The organism is Thermostichus sp. MS-CIW-26 (assembly GCF_054059115.1).
In genome coordinates this window covers 38,835-59,159 of the sequence record NZ_JBSSBV010000009.1, presented here as the reverse complement: position 1 = coordinate 59,159, position 20,325 = coordinate 38,835, and the positions used below count along the sequence as shown (strand labels likewise).

25 protein-coding genes are annotated in these 20,325 nt (G+C 56.7%); 14 read left to right on the top strand and 11 right to left on the bottom strand.

The annotated features are described in order from the left end of the window. Nucleotides 1–111: 111 nt before the first annotated feature. The 10 genes from ACVWZU_RS05075 (at nucleotide 112) to ACVWZU_RS05030 (ending at nucleotide 5,897) form a co-directional block, all read left to right on the top strand. The gene (locus tag ACVWZU_RS05075) at nucleotides 112–903 is read left to right on the top strand and encodes a CPBP family glutamic-type intramembrane protease (RefSeq protein ID WP_457443692.1); all 792 of its coding nucleotides are present in this window, start codon (nucleotides 112–114) and stop codon (nucleotides 901–903) included. Nucleotides 904–1,081: 178 nt separating this feature from the next. Beyond that, the gene (locus ACVWZU_RS05070; RefSeq protein ID WP_457443690.1) at nucleotides 1,082–1,495 is read left to right on the top strand and encodes a heavy metal-responsive transcriptional regulator; all 414 of its coding nucleotides are present in this window, start codon (nucleotides 1,082–1,084) and stop codon (nucleotides 1,493–1,495) included. A gap of 42 nt (nucleotides 1,496–1,537) precedes the next feature. Then, nucleotides 1,538–1,780: a thioredoxin family protein gene (locus tag ACVWZU_RS05065; protein ID WP_457443688.1), complete on the top strand. Its 243-nt coding sequence runs from the start codon at nucleotides 1,538–1,540 to the stop codon at nucleotides 1,778–1,780. Nucleotides 1,781–1,795: 15 nt separating this feature from the next. Next, nucleotides 1,796–2,788, top strand: coding sequence for a permease (locus ACVWZU_RS05060; RefSeq protein WP_457443686.1), 993 nt, complete (start codon nucleotides 1,796–1,798; stop codon nucleotides 2,786–2,788). Nucleotides 2,789–3,011: 223 nt separating this feature from the next. Further along, entirely contained in the window at nucleotides 3,012–3,470 is a 459-nt protein-coding gene (locus tag ACVWZU_RS05055) for a hypothetical protein (protein WP_457443684.1), read from the top strand. Nucleotides 3,471–4,205: 735 nt separating this feature from the next. Beyond that, nucleotides 4,206–4,430 carry a hypothetical protein gene (locus ACVWZU_RS05050; protein WP_457443682.1) on the top strand — a complete coding sequence of 75 codons (225 nt, stop codon included), beginning with the start codon at nucleotides 4,206–4,208 and terminating at the stop codon, nucleotides 4,428–4,430. Then, nucleotides 4,420–4,755, top strand: coding sequence for a putative toxin-antitoxin system toxin component, PIN family (locus tag ACVWZU_RS05045; protein WP_414329508.1), 336 nt, complete (start codon nucleotides 4,420–4,422; stop codon nucleotides 4,753–4,755). The genes ACVWZU_RS05050 and ACVWZU_RS05045 overlap by 11 nt, the downstream gene beginning before the upstream one ends. A gap of 203 nt (nucleotides 4,756–4,958) precedes the next feature. Then, nucleotides 4,959–5,249: a nucleotidyltransferase family protein gene (locus ACVWZU_RS05040; protein ID WP_414329506.1), complete on the top strand. Its 291-nt coding sequence runs from the start codon at nucleotides 4,959–4,961 to the stop codon at nucleotides 5,247–5,249. Then, the gene (locus ACVWZU_RS05035) at nucleotides 5,239–5,577 is read left to right on the top strand and encodes a HepT-like ribonuclease domain-containing protein (protein ID WP_414343083.1); all 339 of its coding nucleotides are present in this window, start codon (nucleotides 5,239–5,241) and stop codon (nucleotides 5,575–5,577) included. The genes ACVWZU_RS05040 and ACVWZU_RS05035 overlap by 11 nt, the downstream gene beginning before the upstream one ends. A 47-nt stretch (nucleotides 5,578–5,624) precedes the next feature. Continuing rightward, nucleotides 5,625–5,897 (top strand): hypothetical protein, encoded by a 273-nt coding sequence (locus ACVWZU_RS05030; protein ID WP_414347213.1) that lies wholly within the window; start codon nucleotides 5,625–5,627, stop codon nucleotides 5,895–5,897. A 354-nt stretch (nucleotides 5,898–6,251) separates the two neighbouring features. Here ACVWZU_RS05030 and ACVWZU_RS05025 read toward each other — a convergent pair whose 3' ends face one another. The 3 genes from ACVWZU_RS05025 to ACVWZU_RS05015 all read right to left on the bottom strand — a co-directional run bounded on the left by ACVWZU_RS05025 (nucleotide 6,252) and on the right by ACVWZU_RS05015 (nucleotide 8,121). Beyond that, nucleotides 6,252–6,752 (bottom strand): low molecular weight protein-tyrosine-phosphatase, encoded by a 501-nt coding sequence (locus tag ACVWZU_RS05025; protein WP_457443679.1) that lies wholly within the window; start codon nucleotides 6,750–6,752, stop codon nucleotides 6,252–6,254. Nucleotides 6,753–7,072: 320 nt separating this feature from the next. After that, on the bottom strand, nucleotides 7,073–7,651 hold the full coding sequence (gene aat, locus ACVWZU_RS05020) for a leucyl/phenylalanyl-tRNA--protein transferase (RefSeq protein WP_457443702.1): 579 nt from the start codon (nucleotides 7,649–7,651) through the stop codon (nucleotides 7,073–7,075). A gap of 17 nt (nucleotides 7,652–7,668) precedes the next feature. Further along, complete coding sequence (locus ACVWZU_RS05015) at nucleotides 7,669–8,121, bottom strand: hypothetical protein (protein WP_457395133.1); 453 nt, start codon at nucleotides 8,119–8,121, stop codon at nucleotides 7,669–7,671. 406 nt (nucleotides 8,122–8,527) lie between these two features. Between ACVWZU_RS05015 and purN the strand changes: the two genes are divergently transcribed. Both purN and ACVWZU_RS05005 read left to right on the top strand, forming a co-directional pair. Beyond that, the gene (purN, locus tag ACVWZU_RS05010; RefSeq protein ID WP_011432536.1) at nucleotides 8,528–9,190 is read left to right on the top strand and encodes a phosphoribosylglycinamide formyltransferase; all 663 of its coding nucleotides are present in this window, start codon (nucleotides 8,528–8,530) and stop codon (nucleotides 9,188–9,190) included. 26 nt (nucleotides 9,191–9,216) lie between these two features. Next, entirely contained in the window at nucleotides 9,217–10,020 is an 804-nt protein-coding gene (locus tag ACVWZU_RS05005) for a PIN domain-containing protein (protein ID WP_457402108.1), read from the top strand. A gap of 9 nt (nucleotides 10,021–10,029) precedes the next feature. On the opposite strand, the gene ACVWZU_RS05000 is transcribed toward ACVWZU_RS05005, so the two are convergent. The 5 genes from ACVWZU_RS05000 to mrdA form a co-directional block, all read right to left on the bottom strand. Next, nucleotides 10,030–10,911 carry a hypothetical protein gene (locus tag ACVWZU_RS05000; protein ID WP_457443677.1) on the bottom strand — a complete coding sequence of 294 codons (882 nt, stop codon included), beginning with the start codon at nucleotides 10,909–10,911 and terminating at the stop codon, nucleotides 10,030–10,032. 282 nt (nucleotides 10,912–11,193) lie between these two features. Then, nucleotides 11,194–11,853, bottom strand: a complete 660-nt coding sequence (locus tag ACVWZU_RS04995; protein WP_457443675.1) for a hypothetical protein — start codon at nucleotides 11,851–11,853, stop codon at nucleotides 11,194–11,196. A gap of 25 nt (nucleotides 11,854–11,878) precedes the next feature. Next, nucleotides 11,879–13,012: a threonine-phosphate decarboxylase CobD gene (gene cobD, locus ACVWZU_RS04990; RefSeq protein ID WP_457395125.1), complete on the bottom strand. Its 1,134-nt coding sequence runs from the start codon at nucleotides 13,010–13,012 to the stop codon at nucleotides 11,879–11,881. A gap of 35 nt (nucleotides 13,013–13,047) precedes the next feature. After that, on the bottom strand, nucleotides 13,048–13,353 hold the full coding sequence (locus ACVWZU_RS04985; protein ID WP_457443673.1) for an HU family DNA-binding protein: 306 nt from the start codon (nucleotides 13,351–13,353) through the stop codon (nucleotides 13,048–13,050). Nucleotides 13,354–13,668: 315 nt separating this feature from the next. Further along, nucleotides 13,669–15,570, bottom strand: a complete 1,902-nt coding sequence (mrdA, locus tag ACVWZU_RS04980) for a penicillin-binding protein 2 (protein ID WP_457443671.1) — start codon at nucleotides 15,568–15,570, stop codon at nucleotides 13,669–13,671. A gap of 125 nt (nucleotides 15,571–15,695) precedes the next feature. On the opposite strand from mrdA, the gene ACVWZU_RS04975 reads away from it, so the two are divergent. Then, nucleotides 15,696–16,964: a lipopolysaccharide biosynthesis protein gene (locus ACVWZU_RS04975; protein WP_457443669.1), complete on the top strand. Its 1,269-nt coding sequence runs from the start codon at nucleotides 15,696–15,698 to the stop codon at nucleotides 16,962–16,964. Here the strand turns inward: ACVWZU_RS04975 and ACVWZU_RS04970 are convergent. Further along, nucleotides 16,951–17,316 (bottom strand): FHA domain-containing protein, encoded by a 366-nt coding sequence (locus tag ACVWZU_RS04970; protein ID WP_011432528.1) that lies wholly within the window; start codon nucleotides 17,314–17,316, stop codon nucleotides 16,951–16,953. The genes ACVWZU_RS04975 and ACVWZU_RS04970 overlap by 14 nt on opposite strands. A 128-nt stretch (nucleotides 17,317–17,444) precedes the next feature. After that, complete coding sequence (locus ACVWZU_RS04965; protein ID WP_457443667.1) at nucleotides 17,445–18,281, bottom strand: SDR family oxidoreductase; 837 nt, start codon at nucleotides 18,279–18,281, stop codon at nucleotides 17,445–17,447. A 117-nt stretch (nucleotides 18,282–18,398) separates the two neighbouring features. Between ACVWZU_RS04965 and ACVWZU_RS04960 the strand changes: the two genes are divergently transcribed. Then, on the top strand, nucleotides 18,399–18,890 hold the full coding sequence (locus tag ACVWZU_RS04960) for a YajQ family cyclic di-GMP-binding protein (RefSeq protein ID WP_011432526.1): 492 nt from the start codon (nucleotides 18,399–18,401) through the stop codon (nucleotides 18,888–18,890). A gap of 187 nt (nucleotides 18,891–19,077) precedes the next feature. Here the strand turns inward: ACVWZU_RS04960 and hemW are convergent, their stop codons facing one another. After that, entirely contained in the window at nucleotides 19,078–20,295 is a 1,218-nt protein-coding gene (hemW, locus tag ACVWZU_RS04955; RefSeq protein WP_457443665.1) for a radical SAM family heme chaperone HemW, read from the bottom strand. Nucleotides 20,296–20,325: the final 30 nt, after the last annotated feature.

Genomic DNA, 20,325 nt, shown 5'->3' with positions numbered 1-20,325 from the left:
CCATCGAGCATGTGTCGTCGTCACCCTCTTGCAACGTTCTTCGCTCTCGCCTATGGCATTTCGTGGGTACTCTGGGCACCGCTGTGGCTGCCTGCGTTTGGCATACACGGGTTGCCGGTAATTCCTTATCACCATGCACTCGGCGCCTTGGGGCCAATCACCGCAGCCTTCCTCGTGTCCGCCATGGAAACCGGGCTGGCGGGACCGGCGGATCTGCTACGACGCATGGGTTTGTGGCGCGGGAGACTCGTCTGGGTCGCAGTCGCGCTCTTTGCCCCCTATGTTCTTCTTGCACTCGCCGTCGTTGCGGCATCGCTGCTGAATGGGGAGAGCGTGTCGCTGTCGGGCGTCGGCAGATCACGCGAATTCTTGCAGTTTTCAGCTCTCGGATTCCTTGTTTACAACATTGTCTCGTTCGGCTTTGGCGAAGAGGCGGGCTGGCGAGGGTTCGCCCTTCCTCGACTGCAAACCCGCCATTCCGCTCTGGTCGCTTCGCTGCTACTTACGTGCGGATGGGCGCTCTGGCACCTGCCGCTTTTCTTTTACCGCCCCGGCTATACCAGCATGAATGTGCCAGGCGTCGCCGGTTGGTTCTTCAGCTTGCTCACGGGTGCGGTATTGCTCACATGGCTTTATAACGAGAGTCGTGGCAGCATTCTCGTTGTGGCGATTTTTCATGCTACGGTCGACGTCGCTTTTACCTCGGATATTTCCTCGGATATTTCCTCGCCGTTCGTGGTCAACATCACTGGAGCGCTAATTACGTGCTGGGGAATCATCGTACTTATCGCTGCGGGGCCTCGCTATCTGGCAAGGCGCGGCAAGATGGTCAGGCTGCATGTTGGCGACAGCGTCACCGGATTCGTTCACCGTGACGGCCAAGTTAGTCAGCCTGCCGCATAACGTCGAAGTTGTGCGGCGGCAAATAGCCTCGAACACTCAACGATAACCTCTGTTCCGTCCGCACCAACGCAGTGTTAGATGCCCGACAACTACAACAAACTTTACTTGGCAAACCTTGACCTTCTACTAAGGTATAAGGTTTAGCATAAGGTTACTAGATTGCAATGGAGTCATATCCATGTTTCAAGTGGGCGAAATCTCGCGTCGGTTAGATATTAATCCACAAACGCTTTACTTTTACGAGCGGATTGGATTGATCCCACCTCCTGAGCGCACGGTTGCAGGCTATCGACTTTTTAGTCAGCAAGACGTGGAACGGCTAGCTTTCATTGTGCGGGCTAAATCCTTGGGACTGAGTTTAGATGAGATTAAGGACATCTTGGTATTAAAGGATGATCGATCGCTCACCTGCCAAGCGGTTTATGAGCGTCTCAGTAAGAAGGTACAGGAGATTGAAGAAAATATCCGTCAGTTGCAAGCGCTCCACGACGAGTTAACGCCACTCGTCAAACGTTGTCACGAAAATCTACAGACTTCTGACAAAGAATGTGTGGTATTGGATCGCCCGGAAGTTGTCCTTGAAAACGCATGAAACCATTGCAATCTGAAATAAACTCTTGCGGGGAATGTTGTTATGAATCCTATCAAAGTTGAAGTATTGGGAACAGGCTGCAAAAAATGTCAGCAACTAGAGGCGAATGCTAGGAACGCGATCGCCACACTGAATCTAGAAGCAGAAATTCTACATATTACCGATCCCGTTGAAATTGCCAAGCGGGGAGTCATGTCCACACCTGCACTGACCATTAATGGTAAGGTCGTGGGTAAAGGTAAAGTGATGACCAGTGAAGAAATTCAGCCACTCTTACAGATTTAGAGAGGAGGGCGAACCATGTTCGATCCGTTTTATCCGTTCGACTGGCTAGCAACACAGGTCGTCACTCGTCTGTTAGGGCTATCAGTTGAGTCCCATCTCGGAGCTAGCATACATTTTTTCCTCTATGATGTCCCTAAAGTTTTGACCCTGTTGATTGTCATCAGTTTTGTTGTAGGGACATTTCAAAGCTTTTTACAGCCTGAAAACGTGCGGCAATGGTTAGCAGGCAAGCGTACTTTGGGCGGCAATATTCTAGCGGCGATGGTAGGGATTATCACACCATTTTGTTCTTGCTCTGCCGTGCCACTGTTTATTGGATTTTTGGAGGCAGGCATTCCTCTAGGTGTGACATTTTCTTATCTGATTTCTGCCCCAATGGTGAATGAAGTTGCTGTTGTGCTGTTGTGGGGGCTATTCGGCTTGAACGTCACACTTCTCTATATCGGCTTTGGAGTTGGATTGGCAATCGCTGCTGGGTACACAATTGGCTGGCTCAAACTGGAAAAATGGGTTGAACCCTTTGTCTGGCAACTACAACAAGCCCATCTAGAAAGTACTCAAGCGGACGATCTGGCATCGACTTCCCCCACCTGGAAGCAGCGGTTTCAGCAGGGATGGTTTCAGTCCAGTGAAATTGTGCGATCGGTATGGCTTTATGTTGTTGTCGGGATTGCAATCGGTGCTGGGATTCACGGCTATGTCCCAACCACTTTAGTCACCCAATTAGCAGGCACTAGCAATCCCTTTGCTGTTCCGATTGCTGTAACTTTAGGCGTGCCACTCTATGCAAACATTGCGGGTGTCATGCCAATTACTGAAGCCTTGGTCAACAAAGGAATGCCACTTGGTACTGTATTAGCGTTCACAATGGCGGTGACGGCTCTCTCATTGCCTGAGATGGTCATCTTGAGGAAAGTGCTTCGCCCTCAACTTTTAGCTGTGTTTATTAGCCTAATGACTTTTGGGATTATCAGTATCGGCTACTTGTTTAATGCACTCCTTGCCTAACCACCTCTTGGCTCTCAATCAGCACTGAGAGGATAATCCCAACCAGGGAATAAGGGCATCTAACAATGCGATGCAGCTGACGGCGCTCCGCGCCGCAGCTGATCGCCATCGTTCGGCGGCATGGCTTCTGGTGTCTTGCTGCCCTCCAATGCGTCGTGAGACATTCCACAACGCAAGGGCCCCGGCAGGGCAGCTTGCTCGTTCGACGGCGCAGGAACGCCATATGAAATCCGCACCTTCACTGTTGCCTGAGCCCCGAAGTTACCTTGGGACGGCAATCATGGTGGGCGCGATCACAGCCCTGCCGTTTGCCATTCTGTGGTCGTTGCTGTTCGCGGTAGTGATGAATCGGTCGTTCGGAGAGATCCTTCCCTTTGGGCTGGGCGCGGGCTTTTTCTTTGGATTGTTCTTCGGTCTAACAATGGGATTCTTCTTTAAGAGAGAGACGGCAGACATTGAATTTGCGGACAAGAAGGGATTTGTTGCTCGCCTAAACGTAGCAATGTCCCAATTGGGCTACAACCCTGCGACCCAGAGTGAGGACTTCTTCACCTACAAGCCTTCGCTTCAGGCGGGCTTGGCAGCAGGCCGAATTTCGGTACAAGTATTCGAAAATCATGCGATCGTCGTTGGCCCGAGGATGTACGTCAAGAAGTTGATTCAACGGTTGGCCACCGATTGAGGACGGCGCCGCCGAACCAGCCGTTGCACCTGACCGGGGCCGCCGCCCGGGTTTGGCGGACACGCCACGTCGCTACGGCGGCCCCGGCGGGTGAGCTTGGGCGTTATATTGCCAGCGCCAGAGTTGTGCTTAGTCAAGGTTGTTGGTGAAGGGGCGCTGGGGTCGGTGGGTAGCAGAAGCGATCAGTTCAAAAATTTACACAACATAACAAATCACTGCACCCGACCGTATGCTAAGCTATTCATATCATCCAAAGCCAGTGACCGCGGGTGAGTTCAGACGTTATGTTGCCAGCCCCGGTAGATTGTGGATGATTGGGTCAAAGGATCCCTGGGGGCTGGTCACTGAGGATCCAGGTAGATCTAGGTAGAGAGAGTCACCCAACATAACAAGTCACTGCACCCGACCTTGGGATAGATTATGGGCTGGGATCCCTGGTTTGGGGTGGCGGGTGAGTTCAGCCGTTATATTGCCAGCGCAATAGCGAGATGGTCGGCGGGGCGAGCTTCTAGATTTTCGGCTTCGTTGGTAGTTGGTGGGGCGACCCGTGCGCTGGAATCGGTGAAAGTCCGGGGCGATAGGCGTAGAAGTTACACAACATAACAAGTCGCTGCACCTGACCCAGTGTTATGTTCTGAGCAGTTCCTAAAGCTGTTAGTAGCAGGTGAGCTTAGCCGTTAGCCAGCGCGACTTAATCTCAAGTGTAATAATATCCAACATCGAGGAGTTGGAAAGATGAACACAGTGATTACCATTCCTCTGGATGCAGATACAGCGAGACTTTACAGTCAAATTCCTGCTGACCTGCAAAGAAAGTTTCAGTTGTTACTTAACCTTTGGCTGCGCGACCTCATCGTACCACCGCGTCCCCTTCAGGTTGTCACAGATGAAATCAGCCAAAAAGCACAGGAGCGTGGCTTAACTCCTGAGATACTGGAATCTCTGCTGAATGTCGAATGAACCATGCTTTGTTTTTGATACCAATGTTGTTATCAGTGCGCTCCTGTTGAGATGTTCTGTCACTCGTCAAGTCTTTGACAGGGCAACACAGAGAGGCAAATTGCTTATCTCACGTGTGACCGTTGAAGAATTGAGCGATGTCCTGCGGCGCAAAGGATTTGAAAGGTATATAACCGAGGAAGAACGGATGGAGTTCTTGAGCACTTTTGTTAGAGATGGCGTCTTGGTGGAGATTGTAGAGCGCGTGGCGACGTGTCGTGATCCCAAAGACGACAAGTTTCTTGAACTGGCTGTTAATGGCAAGGCAAGATGTGCGTGCCGTTAGATGTACCCAGAGACAAGATGATGAGCAAGCTCAAATGCCCTCATTGCGGGAACCCAGGGATCCCTGTCCTCTGCAAGGTGTGCCTCGGCTCAACTGTGCCTGCGACCTGCAAAGCGTTATGAATCTTTGTTTGAGTCGTAATTGAGAGGAAATAGGTGAGCTATAATTCCTAATGGACTTTTCTTTTCATTGCAGGTTGGGTAATGCAAAAACAGGAAGTCCTTACATTACTGGCAAATCACCAGAACACTCTGAAGGACTTTGGCGTAAAGTCTCTAATGCTCTTTGGTTCAGTAGCAAGGGATGAAGCGCAAACAGACAGTGATATCGATCTGCTAGTAGAGTTTGACCGTCCAGTTGGATTGTTCACTTTTGTACGCTTGAAACGATATCTAGAGGAAATTTTAGAGAGTCCGGTTGATCTAGGTACGCCTGACTCCCTCAAGCCCTATCTGCAAGAATCCGTTCTCCGGGAGGTGGTTCGTGCCTTCTAGAGATTGGCAGAACAGAGTAAGAGACGTGCTAGCTGCGATTGAAGAGATCCGAGAGTTTATAAAAGACATCACGTTCGATGAATTTCAAGTCGATCGAAAGACAGTTGGGGCAGTTTTGTATAATCTTGCAATTATTGGTGAAGCAGTTCGCGGCATTCCACCAGAGGTGGAGGCTTCGCATCCTGAAATTCCATGGGACGAAATGCGGGGAATGCGGAATATTGTGATCCATGAGTATTTTCAAGTGAGTTTGTCCATCATCTGGCAAACGATTCAAGAAGATCTTATTTTATTAGAAACCTCTCTTCGACAATTGATAAACCCTTAAGAGAAATGTATAATGTCGGAAGTAACAGCAGCATTAGACCTCACCTCATGCCCGGCTCCGATCCAGCGCGCCCATTTACTGTGGTGGTTGCCGACAACTTCCACTATGTGGAGAAATATAAAGAGTACGAGTACGGAAAGTTTGAGACCCTCGAAGCCGCAATTGCCGCTTGTAAGCGTATCGTCGACGAGTTTTTGATTGAGGCTTTGCGGCCCAGCATGACTGCTGACGAGCTCTACAGCGAATACACTTCGTTTGGAGACGACCCGTACATCGTTGGCTCGGAGGAGCCGGAAGTTCCCTTCTCAGCCCGTACCTAAGCAAAGGCGCGGTGTCTGGAGTTATGTGGATCCCAATCTGCACAAAACGCTGATGAGGATGAATCCGACAAATTGCCGGAGCAGCATCGGAAATAGAGGCAATTAAGTTAGATGAGGATCCCTCTGGGCCAGGATATATGGTTGTTTCAGACTGCAGGAAAGCAACTTGGGGATCCCAGGTTCCCCTAGTCTGCTTTGGGAGACAGATAAGGGGTATGTTTGTGTTGGCCGGTTAGAGATCGAAGGCAGGGCAAATGTCCCAGACTTATTCGGAATGACTATCGCGAACGGAGCTATTGTACTGGCTACCGTCTCATCGCCATTTGAATTGACTGTAAATAAACACACAAGCTCTCAAGCACGGGGGGGCAACGGTGGGCATTGGATCCCGGGAACCAGGGATTCCAGCAAGCCGCTACAGGCATCCCAGAGCAGCTCGATCACGTAATGGAATCCAGCCTCACCCCCGTAGTAGGGATCCGGAACTTCTTCGTCAGAATGAGAGCGGCAATAGCTGCACATCAGGCACACTTTCTCGGCATATTTTCCCTGGGGATCCAAGCTGAGAATGTCGCGGTAATTTTGTCGATCCATAGCCAGGATCAGGTCAAACTCGCGCAGGTCGGCAGGTCGAATCTGGCGGGCCTTGCCTTGTAGCTCTAGGCCATAGCATCGGGCTGCTTGTTGCATGCGCCTATCTGGGGGGCTGCCGATGTGATAGGCTGCCGTACCTGCTGAGTCGCAGATAATTGCTTCCTTATGGCCACTGCTGCGCAAAAGGTGATTGGTGATGCCCTCAGCAGTGGGAGAGCGACAGATGTTACCCAGACAGACAAACAGAAGCTTTTGGCTCATGACAATCTCAACAGCAGTAGAGAACTCCTCTCACCTTATAACAATGCCCATCTAATCTAATGGTTCTTTGGTCTGAGCATAATAGTTCTTCGTTCTGAGCGCAGAAGAGCACAGACGGCAACGAACGGTGTTTGCGAGCCAGTCTCATCTGCCACTGACGGGAACAGAGCGGATCCCATGTGCTGGCCCACCACGGGATGTATTCGCTCACAGCAGCAGAGTGGAGTCCTCCCTCATTTTCCACCAAGTTTCCCACCAAGAGCCGCTGCAATGATCTAACAGCAGCTATTGGGAAGCCTGTCGCTTTGAGCATCACAGGTCTAATTGAACCGACAAGGGATCCCCAGGCATTGCTGCAGCAGCTTCAGGTATTCTTGTCCCTCCATGAGAAAGGCGCCGAAACGGGCCAGATGCGGGTTCATCAACTGAGCGTCGAAGAGGCGAAAGCCCCGCTCTCGCAAGTGCTCCACCAACTTCACCAGGGCCACCTTCGAGCCGTTGGGGATGCGGTAGAACATCGACTCGCCGATAAACGCCGCTCCAAGGGCAATACCCAGGATCCCGCCTGCCAAGGTCTCTCCCTGCCAGGTTTCAAAGCTGTGGGCAAAGCCAGACCGGTGCAGAGCTGCGTAAATCTGCTTCAGCTCGGGGCTAATCCAGGTTTGGGGACGAGCGGCACAGCCCTCTACCACCTGCTCAAAAGCGCAGTTCAGCCGCACCTGAAAGCGATTGCTGCGCACCAAGGGCCGCAATGAACGGGGGCAGTGGAATCGCTCATCGAGGGGGATCACCGCGTGCCGGTCGGTGCCGTACCAGGCCAGGGATCCCGTCTCTTCGTCGGCCATCAGAAAGTAGCCTTGGGCATAGCCTGCCAGAATGGTGGCCAGATCCACCTGCATCGCCTCAGTTGCGCTCCTCAAGATTGCCATTCTGCAGAGAGACTGGCAAAGTCTCCCCCATTGGCCCTGGGGTGGCAATCCACACAGCCGCTCACCCGCACAGGAGTGGGAAACTCCACTTGCAGATGCAAAGCGCGGAAATAGCGGGAATCTGCCAAGCGATAGGGCACCTGTTCCCCCTGTCGCAGGGGCCGGGAGTTGGGCCGCAAATAGCCCCAGGCCAGTTGTAAAGCCACACCGCTCAGGGGCTGGATCTGCTGGCCATAGTGGTTGGGATCCTGCAGCAGCCGTCGCCAGGTTTCAGTGGGCAACACTTGGGCGGGCAACGCCACATGGCAACTGCCACAACTGCGCACATATTGAGCTTGCTCCAGTTGGGCTTGAGTCAGGCCCTGCTGGGCTTGTGCTCCCAGGTTCTGCGCTGATCCCGCCAGCAGGGATCCCATAAACCCGGACAGGATGACTACCATGCTCCAGATCCAAAACCGCCGGCGTCGTCGTTGCAAAGGAGCCATGCTCTCACACCCACTGCCCATGCTTTCCCACTCTAGACCCACTCTAGATCAGTTGGCCGCTCGCCACAGTGGGACGGAGTCCATAAGATCCGGCCTCAACTGCTGGGATCGACTTGATCGACTTGGCCTATTTTTGGAGGAGCTTGAGAGATCGCGGATCTCCTGCTGCATTTTCCGCATTTCTTGAGGCATCTCCCGCAGCTCCTCTTGATCCGTGCAGCGCTCGATGGCGCGGGTGCGCCTGTCAAAGCCGGCGACGGTCAAGTTTTTGGATCCCTCTCTGGATCAACCTGGCCAGAACCAGAGGGGAGGCTGTCTGGGTTTAAAATAGCGGGGCTGCAGACTTTCCCACCAAACGCTCATGAACTCGCCCAGCTTACTCTGGCCGGATCCCGACGGGATCCCAGTGCCCTCTCAACCGGGGATCCTTGGCATTTTGGCTTCCGGCAATGGCAGCAATTTCGAAGCTATTGCCCAAGCCATTGAGGCTGGGGAACTGCAGGCTCAGATTGCTGTGGTCATCACCAACAATCCCAAAGCTTATGTGCGGCAGCGGGCCCAAAAGCGAGGGATCCCTTGCGTTTTGCTCGACCACCGAGACTACCCCTGTCGCGAAGACCTGGATGCAGCTATCCTCCAAGTGCTCTGGCAGCATCACGTGGAATGGGTGATCATGGCCGGGTGGATGCGCCTGGTTACCCAGGTGTTGTTGTCTGCCTACCCGGATCGCGTCTTGAACCTGCATCCCAGCCTGCTGCCCAGTTTCAAGGGCCTGCGTGCCGTTGAACAAGCCCTGAAGTGCGGTGTGAAAATTGCCGGCTGCACTGTCCATCGGGTCACCTTGGAAATGGACAGTGGCCCCATCGTGGCCCAAGCAGCCGTGCCGGTTCTGCCCGAAGATACCGTGGAATCCCTTTACCGGCGCATCCAGGCCCAGGAGCACCGCCTCTACCCACTGGCCATCCGCCTCTGCCTGGCAGAGGGATCCCTGCTACCCAAGTCTTCGGGGAAGCTACACAATTGAGGTTAAGTCCAGCGCTGGCATGTTCTATGGCCGAGATCCCGCCTCTCCTCGTCTTCGATAGCCCGGTGATCCTGGCCGGTCGTCTGGCTCTATGGCAAGAGTGGGCTCGATTTGGGGTGTGTGTGCTGCCGCAGGCAGTGATGGCCGAGCTAGAACGCCTGAGCCGGCAGGCTATTGATCCCCAAGAAGAATCGACAGCCCGCGAGTTTTTGCGCCACTGGCCCAGTCTAGGGTTTGCCGTCTCAGAAGCCCGTGCCCTGGTGGGTGGTGCTGGTGCCGGCGATCAGTCCATGAGGGTACGTTTGGAAGAAGCGATTGCCGAATGCGCCTATGCCCTGGCCCAGCAGCAGCCGGGAACGCTGGTGGTTTTGGTCAGCAACGACCGGCCTTTGGTGGGGCAAATTCAGGGTCTGGGTCTCAACAACCTCTGTGCCATCTCTCTGGCAGAGCTGAACCGGTGGATGCGTCAGCAGCAGCGCCCTCAGGCTGTGGTTATGGCTTTGAATCGGTTACCAGGGCCACCCATTCCTGCCGCCCAGTTGACGTCCTCTACCCTCGCTCCACCTGCCCGTCCCTTGAGTTCCTCTCCAGCTTCCGGGAACCCCCCCGCCCAGGCGCGGCAGCGGTCTGGAGCTGCTCAGGTGGGGCCGAGCACAGCCCGCCTCTGGCCCTTTTTGAAAAGCCTACAGAATGCCCTTGCGTTGTTGCTGGCCCTGGTTTTCCTCTCGGCAACCGGGTTGCTGGCCTGGCGCCTGCTCGATCCAGAAGGAAGTGAAGGGATCTGGCGGCGGCTACCTCTCTCTCGGATCCCTTGGATTCGGGATCTGTAGTCCTCAAAGCTACTGCTCAGCAATCGTAACGTTAAAGCCCTTATTTTTCAGGGTTTCCGCATGATAGCGGGCATACTCCAGTTGCTCAAATGCTGCCAACTGCACAAACTTCTGGCCATTCACATCTTTGACAAAGGCCCCATCAGAAACTTCTCGAGCACGTGCCAAGCTCTCATCTCCCGAGTAGGTAGTGAGCACCAAGAAGGTTCCCTCGCCGCGGTTCGGCCCCAGGGAGTCTATGTTGTTTTCGCTTAGGGGCACCACGTTCTGGGATCCCGCAGAAGTAGGCGATGAAGGTTGGGACGGGCGCTCCAGGCTGGCTGCCAACTGCTCCACCGTTTGCAAGCTGGGGGGAGAGGGTTCCTTGGAAGCCAAGGCCAAGTCGGTCTGCAGGCTGTCCAGCAGGTTAGGAACGCCTTGAAGAGGATCTACCTGTACGTCCTTCAAGTCCGGGGTGGCCGTCAAGCCCAGCGCCAGCCGATCCGGATCCAAGCCACCGAAATAGAACTCCTCTCCCACCTGCCCTTCCACCGGTTCCACTGGGATCAGGGGCAACTGGGCCAAATCCAGCTGGGCAGGGATCCCTTCTTCCGCCCTGCTGGCAGCACTTTGGGGCAGGGACAGTTCTTCCGGCCAGATCAGCCAGCGCACCCCAAAGCCAATCCCCGCGCAGGAAAGCACCCACAGCAGCAAGACCCAGAGGGGCGAAAAGGCCCCGGAGGGCCGCGGCATCTCTTCCTCTTCCAAGTCTTCCACCACCTCTTGAATGAGCACAGGTGAAGGGCGCTGTACAGAGCTGGTATTCCCAAGCTGACCTGCTCGTGGGGGCGGGACAGAGTCCATGCGCTGCAAACGCTGCCAGAGGCGGAATCGCTCCAGTTCTTTCAGCACATCCAAATGCAGATGGCTCAGCGCCTCCTGAAGAGCAAGTTGAGGAACTGGATGTGAATGGGACTGCTGTGCCGGAGACAGGGGTTGGGTAGGGTCTGGGGGAAGCGGAGAAGGACTCATAGACAGCCCACACTCAACTTGATGTAAAGTCGGAGAGCAAACAATGCCGATCCACTGTTACAGCCGGAAACAGCCTAACAGGAGAACCCACCTTGGGAACAAGGATTGCCAGCGCCCCATACCTTGCCATAAACCACCATGCCACAGGGCTATGGCAGTCTTCTAGGGCTTTGCCTCCAGATAAAGGGCACGCACATCTGTCGGTAGGTTCTGAAGCAAGATCTGGCGGGCAGAGGCAACGATGGCATCCACGTCTTCTGGGGCGAGGTAATATCCGTCAGCCTTGAGTTGGTCGGCAATGCGAACCGGTGGCCAGCCAAAGCGATCCCGCAGCAGCAGAATGAAGCGCAGATCCCCCGGCAAGGTATCCAAACCAGCAGTCAAATAACAGGCCAGTGCCGGTGAAAGAGAGGACTTCGCCCCGCCTCTGGTGGAGTCGAGACTGCAAGAAGCTTGAGGGCGGGTGGGGATCCCATCCAAGGATTGGATCAGCTCACGGGTTTGCTCCGCCAGCCAGGGTCGCAGCACAGGATCCCCTTCGCCAGCCGCTTCTTCCACAAGGCTGTGGACATCTAGGCGCTGTAGGCGCAGGTAAAGCCGCAACCAAACCTGCTCTCGATAGGCAGCCCACTGCTCGGGCGGCAGATGCTCGGCAAGAATCCCGTCCACCCACTTGCAGTAGCGGCAAAACAGGCCGATGAAGTAGCGCGCCACCTCCGGCTGCCGTTGAAAGGCCCGCAGCAACTCCAGATCGCTGTAATGGGCCACCCCCCGCACGATAGGGGCGTTGCATTCCGGCCAAAAGGCGGTAGCTTCGGGCATGAGAATTTCTCCCGCAGAAAAATCCCTAGCTATTCTCCAGGATCTCCCGGCAGGCGGATAACAACTGCTCCTGCTCCGGCAGGGTGCGCAGGCCAATGCGCAGGTAGCGATCTCCCAGCTCGGGAAAACTCAGGCAATCCCGCACCAGAATCCGGTGCCGCTGCAGCAGCGCCCGCTGAATTTGCGTGGCAGAGCCAGGGCAGCGCACCAACACGAAGTTGGCTTGACCAGGCCAGGGATCCCAGCCGGGCAGCGCTTGCAAACCCCTGAACAAATGCTCTCGGGCCACGGGTAGCCAGGCCAAGGTGCGCCGGCGGAAGTCCTCATCGGCCAAAGCTGCCGCCACTGCCACTCCCGCCAATCCGTTGACGCTCCAGGGATCCCGCCACTGTCGCCAGCGCTGCCAGTGATCCGGATGCCCCACCGCAAAGCCAATGCGCAAGCCGGGCAGTGTGAAGAACTTGGTGAGGGAACGGATGACGATGGTGTTGGGGTGAGCCGCCAGGTGGGGGATCAAGGTTTGGCTGCGGGGCATTGCCGACGGGCTGGAGTTTAAGCTCAGGGTGGGCTCCCCCGGCAAAAAGTCCATAAAAGCCTCGTCCACCACCACCTGGTTGAACTGGGGCAGGAGAGGCAGGATGTCTTGCTGCGGGATGAGCTGGCCCGTCGGGTTGTGGGGGTTGTTCAGCCAGAGCACTCGGCTCCCTTTGCCTGCCGCCGGAAGGGGTTCCTGCAGAAGGGTAAAACCGGCGGATCCCTGGCCGGGGAAAAAAGGCAGCGGCTTGATGGTTACCCCTGCTGCCCGCAGAGCCCGCGCATAATCCCCAAAAGCAGGCTGGGGCAGCCATACCTCCCGCCCTTGCGCATCCCGGGCTGCCCAGGTGAGCAACTCCGCTGCCCCATTGCCCACAAAGATCCACTCAGGATCGACGGCCCAATGGTTGGCCAAACAGATGCGCAAGTCCCGATAGTCGGGATCCGGGTAGCGGCTGATTACAACCGGGTCTGCTGCAGACAGCGCCTGAGTCAGAGCTTGCAAGACCGATTCCGGTGGGCCCAGCGGATTCAAGCTGGCCGAAAAATCCAGAATCTCCTGGGGAGAGCAGCCAGCGATTGCTGCTCCCCAAGCCCAATTGCCACCATGTCGAGGCTGCTCCACGCCCTACCCAGCAGCCGAGTCCCAACCCGGCGAAATTAAGATTTCCCCCCTGCTACTGCTTCGCGGAATGACTTGCCCACCCTAAAAGTGGGGACGATGCTCTCTGGGATCACCATTTTTTGGTTGGTTTTCGGGTTGCGACCTTCCCGCTCTTTGCGCTTGCGAGCCTCAAAGGAGCCGAAGCCCACCAGGGTCACCTTCCCCTTGGGTTCACCGTTTTCATCGCGGGATGCGACCTCTTCGACGATGATCTCCAGTGCGGCGGAAATGACAGCCTCCGCTTCTCTTTTGGTTACATTGGCGCGATGAGCGACGGCATCAACAAGTTCTGCCTTGTTCATCCTGATCTCCTTCTGAGTTAGGCAATAAAGTTAGAGTGTTCCCTGGATCGCGGATTCGCTCAGGCGTTGCAGAGCGGCCACGGCCCAGAGTGTTCTCAGTGTGTGGGAGCGGGGCTTGCCCTGCAATGCGCCAAGGCGCCACTGGCGCGAATGGCAGGATTGTGGCAGTTGAGCTCCAAATCACTGACATATTCTACAGCTAAGTTAGGGCAGAAGCCCGCTGGGAAAGGGGTTCTAGGGGATCTTAACGCAATTTTCTGGGAGACAAGAGACTGCATATACCCAGTTGGCTCGGATCCGACAGAAAGCTAGGGCTCACGACTCGGGTCGGAAGTAGGCCCGCATCACCTCTCGAAAGATGGGAGCGGCCCGTGATCCACCCCCACCGCCGCTGTTTTCCAGAAAGACCACGACCACCAATTCGGGCCGGTCGTAGGGAGCATAGCCAACATACCAAGCGTGGGATCGCCGCGGCGGATCCTCTGCGGTGCCGGTTTTACCAGCCGTTGGGGGAAATCCTGGCCCCAGGTTGGCGTTGCCGCCAGTGCCGTAAACCACGACATCTCGCAGCCCCTGCTGCAGGATCTCCAGGGTGGCAGGGGAAAGACCTACCTTTTGGCGCAGCGGCACAGGGCTTTCCGGGATCACCTGGTGCGAGAGCAAGGGGCGCACCCGCCAGCCCCCATTGGCCACTGCCGCCGTTACCACCGCCATTTGCAGCGGCGTAGCGGTAATAAATCCCTGGCCGACGGACATGTTGACCGTGTCGCCCACATACCAGGGCTCGCGCCAGTGGCGCTGCTTCCACTCAGCATCCGGCACCAGACCCGCGGCTTCCCCTTTGAGGCCAATCCCGGTCAGTTGTCCCAACCCAAAGCGGCGCGACCATTCTTGCAAGGGGGCAGCCTTGGTGCCGAGGGCGATTTGGTAGAAAAAGGTGTCGCTGCTGTAGGCCATCGCCTGCCGGTAGTTCAGCCGCCCGAAGCCGGCCCGGTTCCAGTCCCAAAAGCGCCACCCTCCCACCTGGATGTAGGGGCCGGTCTGCAGCACCGTATTCGGGGGAAAGGCTCCCGACTCGATCCCGGCAGCGGTGGTGATGATTTTGTAGGTGCTGGCGGGGGGATAGGGCCGCAGGCCGCGGTTGAGGAAGGGAAAATCCTGCTGCTGCAGGCTCTCCCACTGGGCTTGGGTGATGCGGCTGGAAAAGAGGTTGGGATCAAAGGTGGGATAGCTGGCCATGGCCAGGATCGAGCCATCGCTGGGATCCATGGCGATCACCGCTCCTTTTTGCTGGCCGAGGGCTCGCTCTGCCGCCTGCTGCAGCCGCACATCCAAAGTGAGCTGCAGGGTGTTGCCCGGTTGGGGCGCTTGTTCCCCCAGCACCCGCAGCACCTCTCCCATGGCGTCCACCTCCACCTGTCGCCCGCCCCATTGGCCGCGCAGATGGTTCTCGAACAATTCCTCCACTCCCATCAGGCCGACAATATCCCCCAGGCGATAGCTGGGATCCGCCCGCAGTTGTTCCTGCGAGATCTCGCCGGTATAGCCCAGCAGATGAGCGGCCAAGTCGCCGTGGGGATAAAACCGCACCGTCTCCGCCTCCACCATCACTCCCGGCAGCTCGCGGCTCATCTCCTCCAGTTGAATGACCACCTGGGGGCTGGCGTTGCGCAGGATGCGCACGGGAAAAGGGGAACGATATCCAGCCTGTTCTAGCTTTTGGGCGATCTCCTCAGGGGCGATGTTCAAGTAGTCTGCCAACTTGGGGATCATCTCCTGCCAGCGCTGCCGCGACTGCACCAGAGGCCAGAGGAAGACCGAGTGGGACAATCGGCTGCCCGCCAGCAATACACCGTTGCGATCCACAATGCGCCCGCGTTCTGGCGGCTGGGGCAACAGGCGAATGCGGTTGGTATCGGCCAACTGGCGGTAATACTGGGTGCGCGCCAACTGCAGGTAGGCCAGACGGGATCCTAGCCCTCCGAACAGCAGCAGGCTGGCCAGCAAGAGCAAGACAACGGCCCGATAGCCCTGCCCCACCGTTTTGGTCGGCAGGGATCCCAGCCAACGAGGACTACCGCCGTCCGGCGGGGGTGGGGGAAGCACCCGGCGAGGGGCAGGCGGCCTGGAATGGGGGGAGAACAGGGCTTTTGGATCCCGTCCGGTCAAGGTGTTGGGGCTTCGCGTGGCGTCGCTGACAGGGTAGAGTTTGGCCATGAACTTGCCAGAAGAATTGCAACCGATACACCCAAAATCGAGAGGAGATGCCCGCTCTTGGGCGGGCCCTCTCAGCATCCATCCAGTATCCCTGGCTCTGGCAAGCCTCGTCCAGGAGTGGCAGCGTGGATAGAGCAGAACAACAGCGGCTACGCCAGGCTGCCTGGCTGATGGTGGGCAATGGCCTGCGCCTGGGGTTGTCTGGGGCCTATTTCATCCTCTTGGCGCGGCTGTTGGGGCCGGAAGCCTTCGGGGTTTTCTCCGCCATCTTGGCCTGCAGCAACCTGGCCGCCCCGTTTGGCTATTTGGGCCAATCGGAACTGCTGATCCAGCGCCTCAGCCGGCAGGGATCCCTGACTTGCACCCAGGGGGTTGGCCCCAGCTTATGGCTGGCGGGATTGGGCTGTGGGGGGATGGCGCTGGTGTTGTGGCCCCTCTTGAGCGTTTGGCTGGCCGGGACGCCGGCAGCGGTGGTGGGGGTATTGCTCTTGAGCGATCTGCTGTTCGTCGCAGTGCCAGAGGTGTACAGAGGGATCCTGGTTGGGCGAGAGCAGGTTGCCGGCGTGGCCCTCATCGACACGGGCATGGCGCTGGGGCGATTGGGGGCAGTATTGTTGGCGGTGGCCTTAGGCTGGGGATCCCTGGTGCAATGGGCTGTTCTGTACGGCCTGATGGTGTTGGTCGTGCTGCTGCTGATCGCGAGGGGGATGGGACGGTGGAGCGAGCCTTCTCTCCCCTTGGCCCTGAGCTGGAGAGATCTGCGGGAACGGCTGACAGCGGGCTGGGACTTTGCGGTGGGGCTGGCCGCGGTGAAAACCTTCACCGATTTGGATAAGCTGCTCTTGCCCCGTTTGGCCTCAGCAGCAGCGGGGGGTCTTTACAGCGCTGCCTATCGGGTGATCAACTTCTCGCAAACGCCGATGATTGCTCTGCTCACCAGCCATTTTGCCGAGCTGTGCCGCCAAGGCCAAAAAGGACTCCCACAAGGCTGGCGCTACGCCTGTCACCTTTCCCCTTGGGTGGTGGGCTACGGCAGTTTGGCCGCCCTGGGGCTGGCGCTGGGATCCTACGGAATCCCTTGGGTGCTGGGATCGGCTTACCGGGAAACGGCCCTCATCCTGCGCTGGCTCAGCCCGGTCATTTTGCTGGAAGGGATCCACCTTTTGCTATCTCACCTGCTCACTGGAGCAGGGTTGCAAAGGCCCCGCAGCCGCCTGCAACTGCTGGCTCTGGGGCTGAATGGGCTGTTAAACGGGGCTTGGATCCCAAGGTGGGGCTGGCAAGGGGCGGCCCTGGCAACCTTGCTGTCAGAGGTGGCCTTGGTGCTGGCCTTGCTGCTGTTGATTCGGGGGCAGCTGCGCTCTCTGCAGAGAGCTGGGCCTAGGGCGCCTTAACGATTTTGTAGGTGGCCTTGGCATCGGGGCCGAAGGTAATCACATCCCCCGACTTGAGCTGGTGGGTGGTCAATTTCTGGCCGTTGATCAACAAGCCATTGGTGCTGGGCCGACCCTCCAAATCCCCATCCAAAATGCGGTAGCAATACTCCCCCTCTCGTTCAGCGGGAATCCGCAGCAGCATGGCGTGGTAGCGGGAGGCATACTGAGAGTTGAGACAGATGTCGTTCGCCAAGTCCCGACCGATGAAGTATTTGGCGGATCCCAGCACCTGGGTACGGCGGCCATCTCGGTCTTCCACGATCAAGATGTGCTGGTGGGTACCGGAAGGAGAAGGCACAGATTCAACCATACTTCCGCTGTCAATACCAGTGTTTAACCGTACCTCAAACTATACCGAAGTTTAGCCTTCTTCCTGCTATCGCTGGGTCTGCAGAATCGCTCATCCAGCGCCCCAGAACTCTCGACCGATCCAGTGGGCTAGCGAGGAACATTCTGGAGCAATGAGCCGACCCATCCGGGGAAGAGGGTGTAAGCTCCTACCGCCCATTGGGCTATGCCCACCACCACCTCTGACTTGGACTGGCGAGCGGCATCCCAAATGGCTTCGGCAACTTCTTCCGGCTGGCTGACCCAAAAACTCTCCAGCGCCTGTTGCATTTGCTCGCGGGCTTTGCCACCTGAGGTTTGGGAGTGGCCATCGGGAGAGGACTCTGGCCCCACCTCATCCAGAAAAATGGCTCGCTTGAGGAAATTGCTGCTGACGATGCCCGGATGGACGCCGATCACCTGGATCCCTTGGGGTTGTAGTTCCAGACGCAGCGCCTCCGTCAGCCCACTGACCGCGTACTTGCTGGCACAATAGGCGCTCATCTGGGGCAGGGGCATTTTGCCGCCAATGGATCCCACGTTGATGATCTGACCTTTTTTGCGCTTCAACATGTCGGGGAGCACGGCTCGAATGGTGTGGAGGTAGCCCCAAAAATTGACCGCCATCAGAGCCTGCCAGTGCTCCGGGGTGGTTTGCAAAAAAGGGCCACTCATGCAGATGCCGGCGTTGTTGATCAGGCAATCGATGCGGCCATAGCGTTCCAGAGTTCTCTCCACCAGGTTTTGCACCTGTTCTGGCTGCGTGACATCGGTGGGAACGGCCAAGACCTCGGCGTTGAGGCTTTGCTCTAGGTCGATGGCCGTTTGCTTCAGGGTTTCGGCAGTGCGGGCAGCCAGCGCCAATCGGTAACCCCCACGGGCAAAGGTAAAGGCAGTAGCTCTGCCGATGCCTTCAGAAGCGCCTGTAATTAAAACAACATCGGCCATCCTGCTTCTCCGTAAATCTGGACTGGGATCCCTCTACCTGTTGTAGCTTCTCCGAGAGTTAGGGATCCCTGCTTGGCTGAGGGCTTAAGATACTGAACGATAGCGAGGATAGGGTGTATGGCCTCTACCTACTCATTTGATATCGTCAGCGATTTCGATCGGCAGGAACTGGTGAACGCTGTGGATCAAGCCCGACGGGAGATCAAACAGCGCTACGACCTCAAGGATACTCAGACGGAAATTGAGCTGGAGGAGGGATCCCTGACCATCACCACCGCCAACGACATGGCCCTCAACTCCATTCGGGATCTGCTTCTTACCAAAGCGGCCAAGCGGGGTCTATCCCTGAAGATCTTCGACTTCCAACCCCCAGAGAGCGCCGGCGGCAACCGAGTGCGCCAGGTGGTTCACCTGAAAAAGGGCATTGATGCCACACTGGCCAAACAGATCGCCAAGCAAATCCGCGACAACTTTAAGAAAGTGCAGCCTGCCATTCAAGGGGATCTGGTGCGCGTTTCCGGCAAGGATAAAGACGAGCTACAGGCAGTCATTCAAATGCTTAGGCAGCAGGACTACCCGGTGGCGCTGCAATTTGTCAACTATCGATAGGGATCCTCTGGGCTTCCGTATCTTTCCCCTCAACCCCTCTTGCAAGATTAGAGATCTCAGGATCTGTGAAATGTTGGGTTTAATGGCTGCTGGAAATGGTGATGGCCTACGCTCCTCAAAGCTTGAGTTTTCGGCCAATTGGGATAGGGGGCTCTGGTGAGAAATCTTGTGAAAGTAACCGTCGGAATCAAGCCAGCAAGTCTCTGAGAATCTCATTGGAAAATAGCCAGCCATCGGGCGGAATCAGCCGTAGCCGGCCTGCCTCACAACTGGCCCATCCCTTCTCAAAATAGGGATCCAGCCTCTCCAAAGCTTGCTCGACCTTTGGGTGGCCAAAACGCTCCTGTAAATGGCACAAATCCAGACCTTCCTTTAGACGCAACCCCAACATCAAAGTATCCATCCAAACTTCCTCTGGGGATGCTTCAGGAGGGAGGGGGTAGACTCCAGCTTTCACCTGCTCAAAGTAGTGGTAAAGGGTTTTGGGTTGCTGAATGCGCCGTCCACCCTCGTAGCCAACGGATCCCATGCCAAAGCCAAAGTAAGGGCGATTTTCCCAGTACACTCGGTTGTGGCGACAGGCGTAGCCGGGGCGGGCAAAATTGGAGATTTCGTAGTGGATGTAGCCCGCTTCGGTGAGCAGCTCCCGCGCCATTAGGTACATGGCAACTGTGGTTTCCTCGCTGGGCAAAGGTGCTGCTCCCGGTCGGTACATCCGACCAAAGCGGGTTCCCGGTTCAATCGTCAGATCATAGACGGAGACATGGGTGGGGTTAATCTCAAGAACAGCTCGTAGAGACTGCTGCCAGTGTTCCAAAGTCTGGTAGGGCAGCCCAAAGATCAAATCCAGGTTGAAATTCTCAAAGCCCGCCGCCTGCAAGTCGGCCACGGCTTCGTAAACTTCCTCCACTCCATGCAGGCGACCACAAGCGGCCAGCAGCTCTGGCTGAAATGCCTGTACCCCTAGGCTGATGCGGTTGACCCCCAGCTCCCGGTAGCCCGCCAACTGCTCCCGCGTCAGGGTGCCGGGGTTGGCCTCCAGAGAAATCTCGCAGTCGGTATGAAACGGGATCCTCTCCCTCAATTGAGTCAAGATCCGCCCCAGTTGCTCCACCGTCAGCAGAGAAGGGGTGCCACCCCCGAAAAAAATGCTGGTCAACGGTCTGGGATCCCCAGCCAGATGGCGGTAGCGGTAGGCGCCGCCGATCTCCCGGCAGAGCATCTGCACGTAGGTTTCCATCAACTTGCGGGTGCCCAGGCCGGTGGCAAAATCACAGTAGTGGCAGCGTTGCCGACAAAAAGGGATGTGCAGGTAAGCTGCTTCAGGCCAATCAACCTGGTCGCGGCAGCATTGCAGAGCAGTATCGGTCGGAGTGGGATTGTGCAAAGCCGTTGCCACAGCCATGGGTCAGCTCAAACGGGATAGAACCACTAT

What these genes read in the sequence shown, in the direction of transcription:
- ACVWZU_RS05070 (WP_457443690.1), top strand. Translation starts at nt 1,082, where the DNA reads ATGTTTCAAGTGGGCGAAATCTCGCGTCGGTTAGATATTAATCCACAA.
- ACVWZU_RS05065 (WP_457443688.1), top strand. Translation starts at nt 1,538, where the DNA reads ATGAATCCTATCAAAGTTGAAGTATTGGGAACAGGCTGCAAAAAATGT.
- ACVWZU_RS05060 (WP_457443686.1), top strand. Translation starts at nt 1,796, where the DNA reads ATGTTCGATCCGTTTTATCCGTTCGACTGGCTAGCAACACAGGTCGTC.
- ACVWZU_RS05055 (WP_457443684.1), top strand. Translation starts at nt 3,012, where the DNA reads ATGAAATCCGCACCTTCACTGTTGCCTGAGCCCCGAAGTTACCTTGGG.
- ACVWZU_RS05050 (WP_457443682.1), top strand. Translation starts at nt 4,206, where the DNA reads ATGAACACAGTGATTACCATTCCTCTGGATGCAGATACAGCGAGACTT.
- ACVWZU_RS05045 (WP_414329508.1), top strand. Translation starts at nt 4,420, where the DNA reads ATGTCGAATGAACCATGCTTTGTTTTTGATACCAATGTTGTTATCAGT.
- ACVWZU_RS05040 (WP_414329506.1), top strand. Translation starts at nt 4,959, where the DNA reads ATGCAAAAACAGGAAGTCCTTACATTACTGGCAAATCACCAGAACACT.
- ACVWZU_RS05030 (WP_414347213.1), top strand. Translation starts at nt 5,625, where the DNA reads ATGCCCGGCTCCGATCCAGCGCGCCCATTTACTGTGGTGGTTGCCGAC.
- ACVWZU_RS05025 (WP_457443679.1), bottom strand. Translation starts at nt 6,752, where the DNA reads ATGAGCCAAAAGCTTCTGTTTGTCTGTCTGGGTAACATCTGTCGCTCT.
- aat (WP_457443702.1), bottom strand. Translation starts at nt 7,651, where the DNA reads ATGCAGGTGGATCTGGCCACCATTCTGGCAGGCTATGCCCAAGGCTAC.
- ACVWZU_RS05015 (WP_457395133.1), bottom strand. Translation starts at nt 8,121, where the DNA reads ATGGTAGTCATCCTGTCCGGGTTTATGGGATCCCTGCTGGCGGGATCA.
- purN (WP_011432536.1), top strand. Translation starts at nt 8,528, where the DNA reads ATGAACTCGCCCAGCTTACTCTGGCCGGATCCCGACGGGATCCCAGTG.
- ACVWZU_RS05005 (WP_457402108.1), top strand. Translation starts at nt 9,217, where the DNA reads ATGGCCGAGATCCCGCCTCTCCTCGTCTTCGATAGCCCGGTGATCCTG.
- ACVWZU_RS04995 (WP_457443675.1), bottom strand. Translation starts at nt 11,853, where the DNA reads ATGCCCGAAGCTACCGCCTTTTGGCCGGAATGCAACGCCCCTATCGTG.
- ACVWZU_RS04985 (WP_457443673.1), bottom strand. Translation starts at nt 13,353, where the DNA reads ATGAACAAGGCAGAACTTGTTGATGCCGTCGCTCATCGCGCCAATGTA.
- mrdA (WP_457443671.1), bottom strand. Translation starts at nt 15,570, where the DNA reads ATGGCCAAACTCTACCCTGTCAGCGACGCCACGCGAAGCCCCAACACC.
- ACVWZU_RS04970 (WP_011432528.1), bottom strand. Translation starts at nt 17,316, where the DNA reads ATGGTTGAATCTGTGCCTTCTCCTTCCGGTACCCACCAGCACATCTTG.
- ACVWZU_RS04965 (WP_457443667.1), bottom strand. Translation starts at nt 18,281, where the DNA reads ATGGCCGATGTTGTTTTAATTACAGGCGCTTCTGAAGGCATCGGCAGA.
- ACVWZU_RS04960 (WP_011432526.1), top strand. Translation starts at nt 18,399, where the DNA reads ATGGCCTCTACCTACTCATTTGATATCGTCAGCGATTTCGATCGGCAG.
- hemW (WP_457443665.1), bottom strand. Translation starts at nt 20,295, where the DNA reads ATGGCTGTGGCAACGGCTTTGCACAATCCCACTCCGACCGATACTGCT.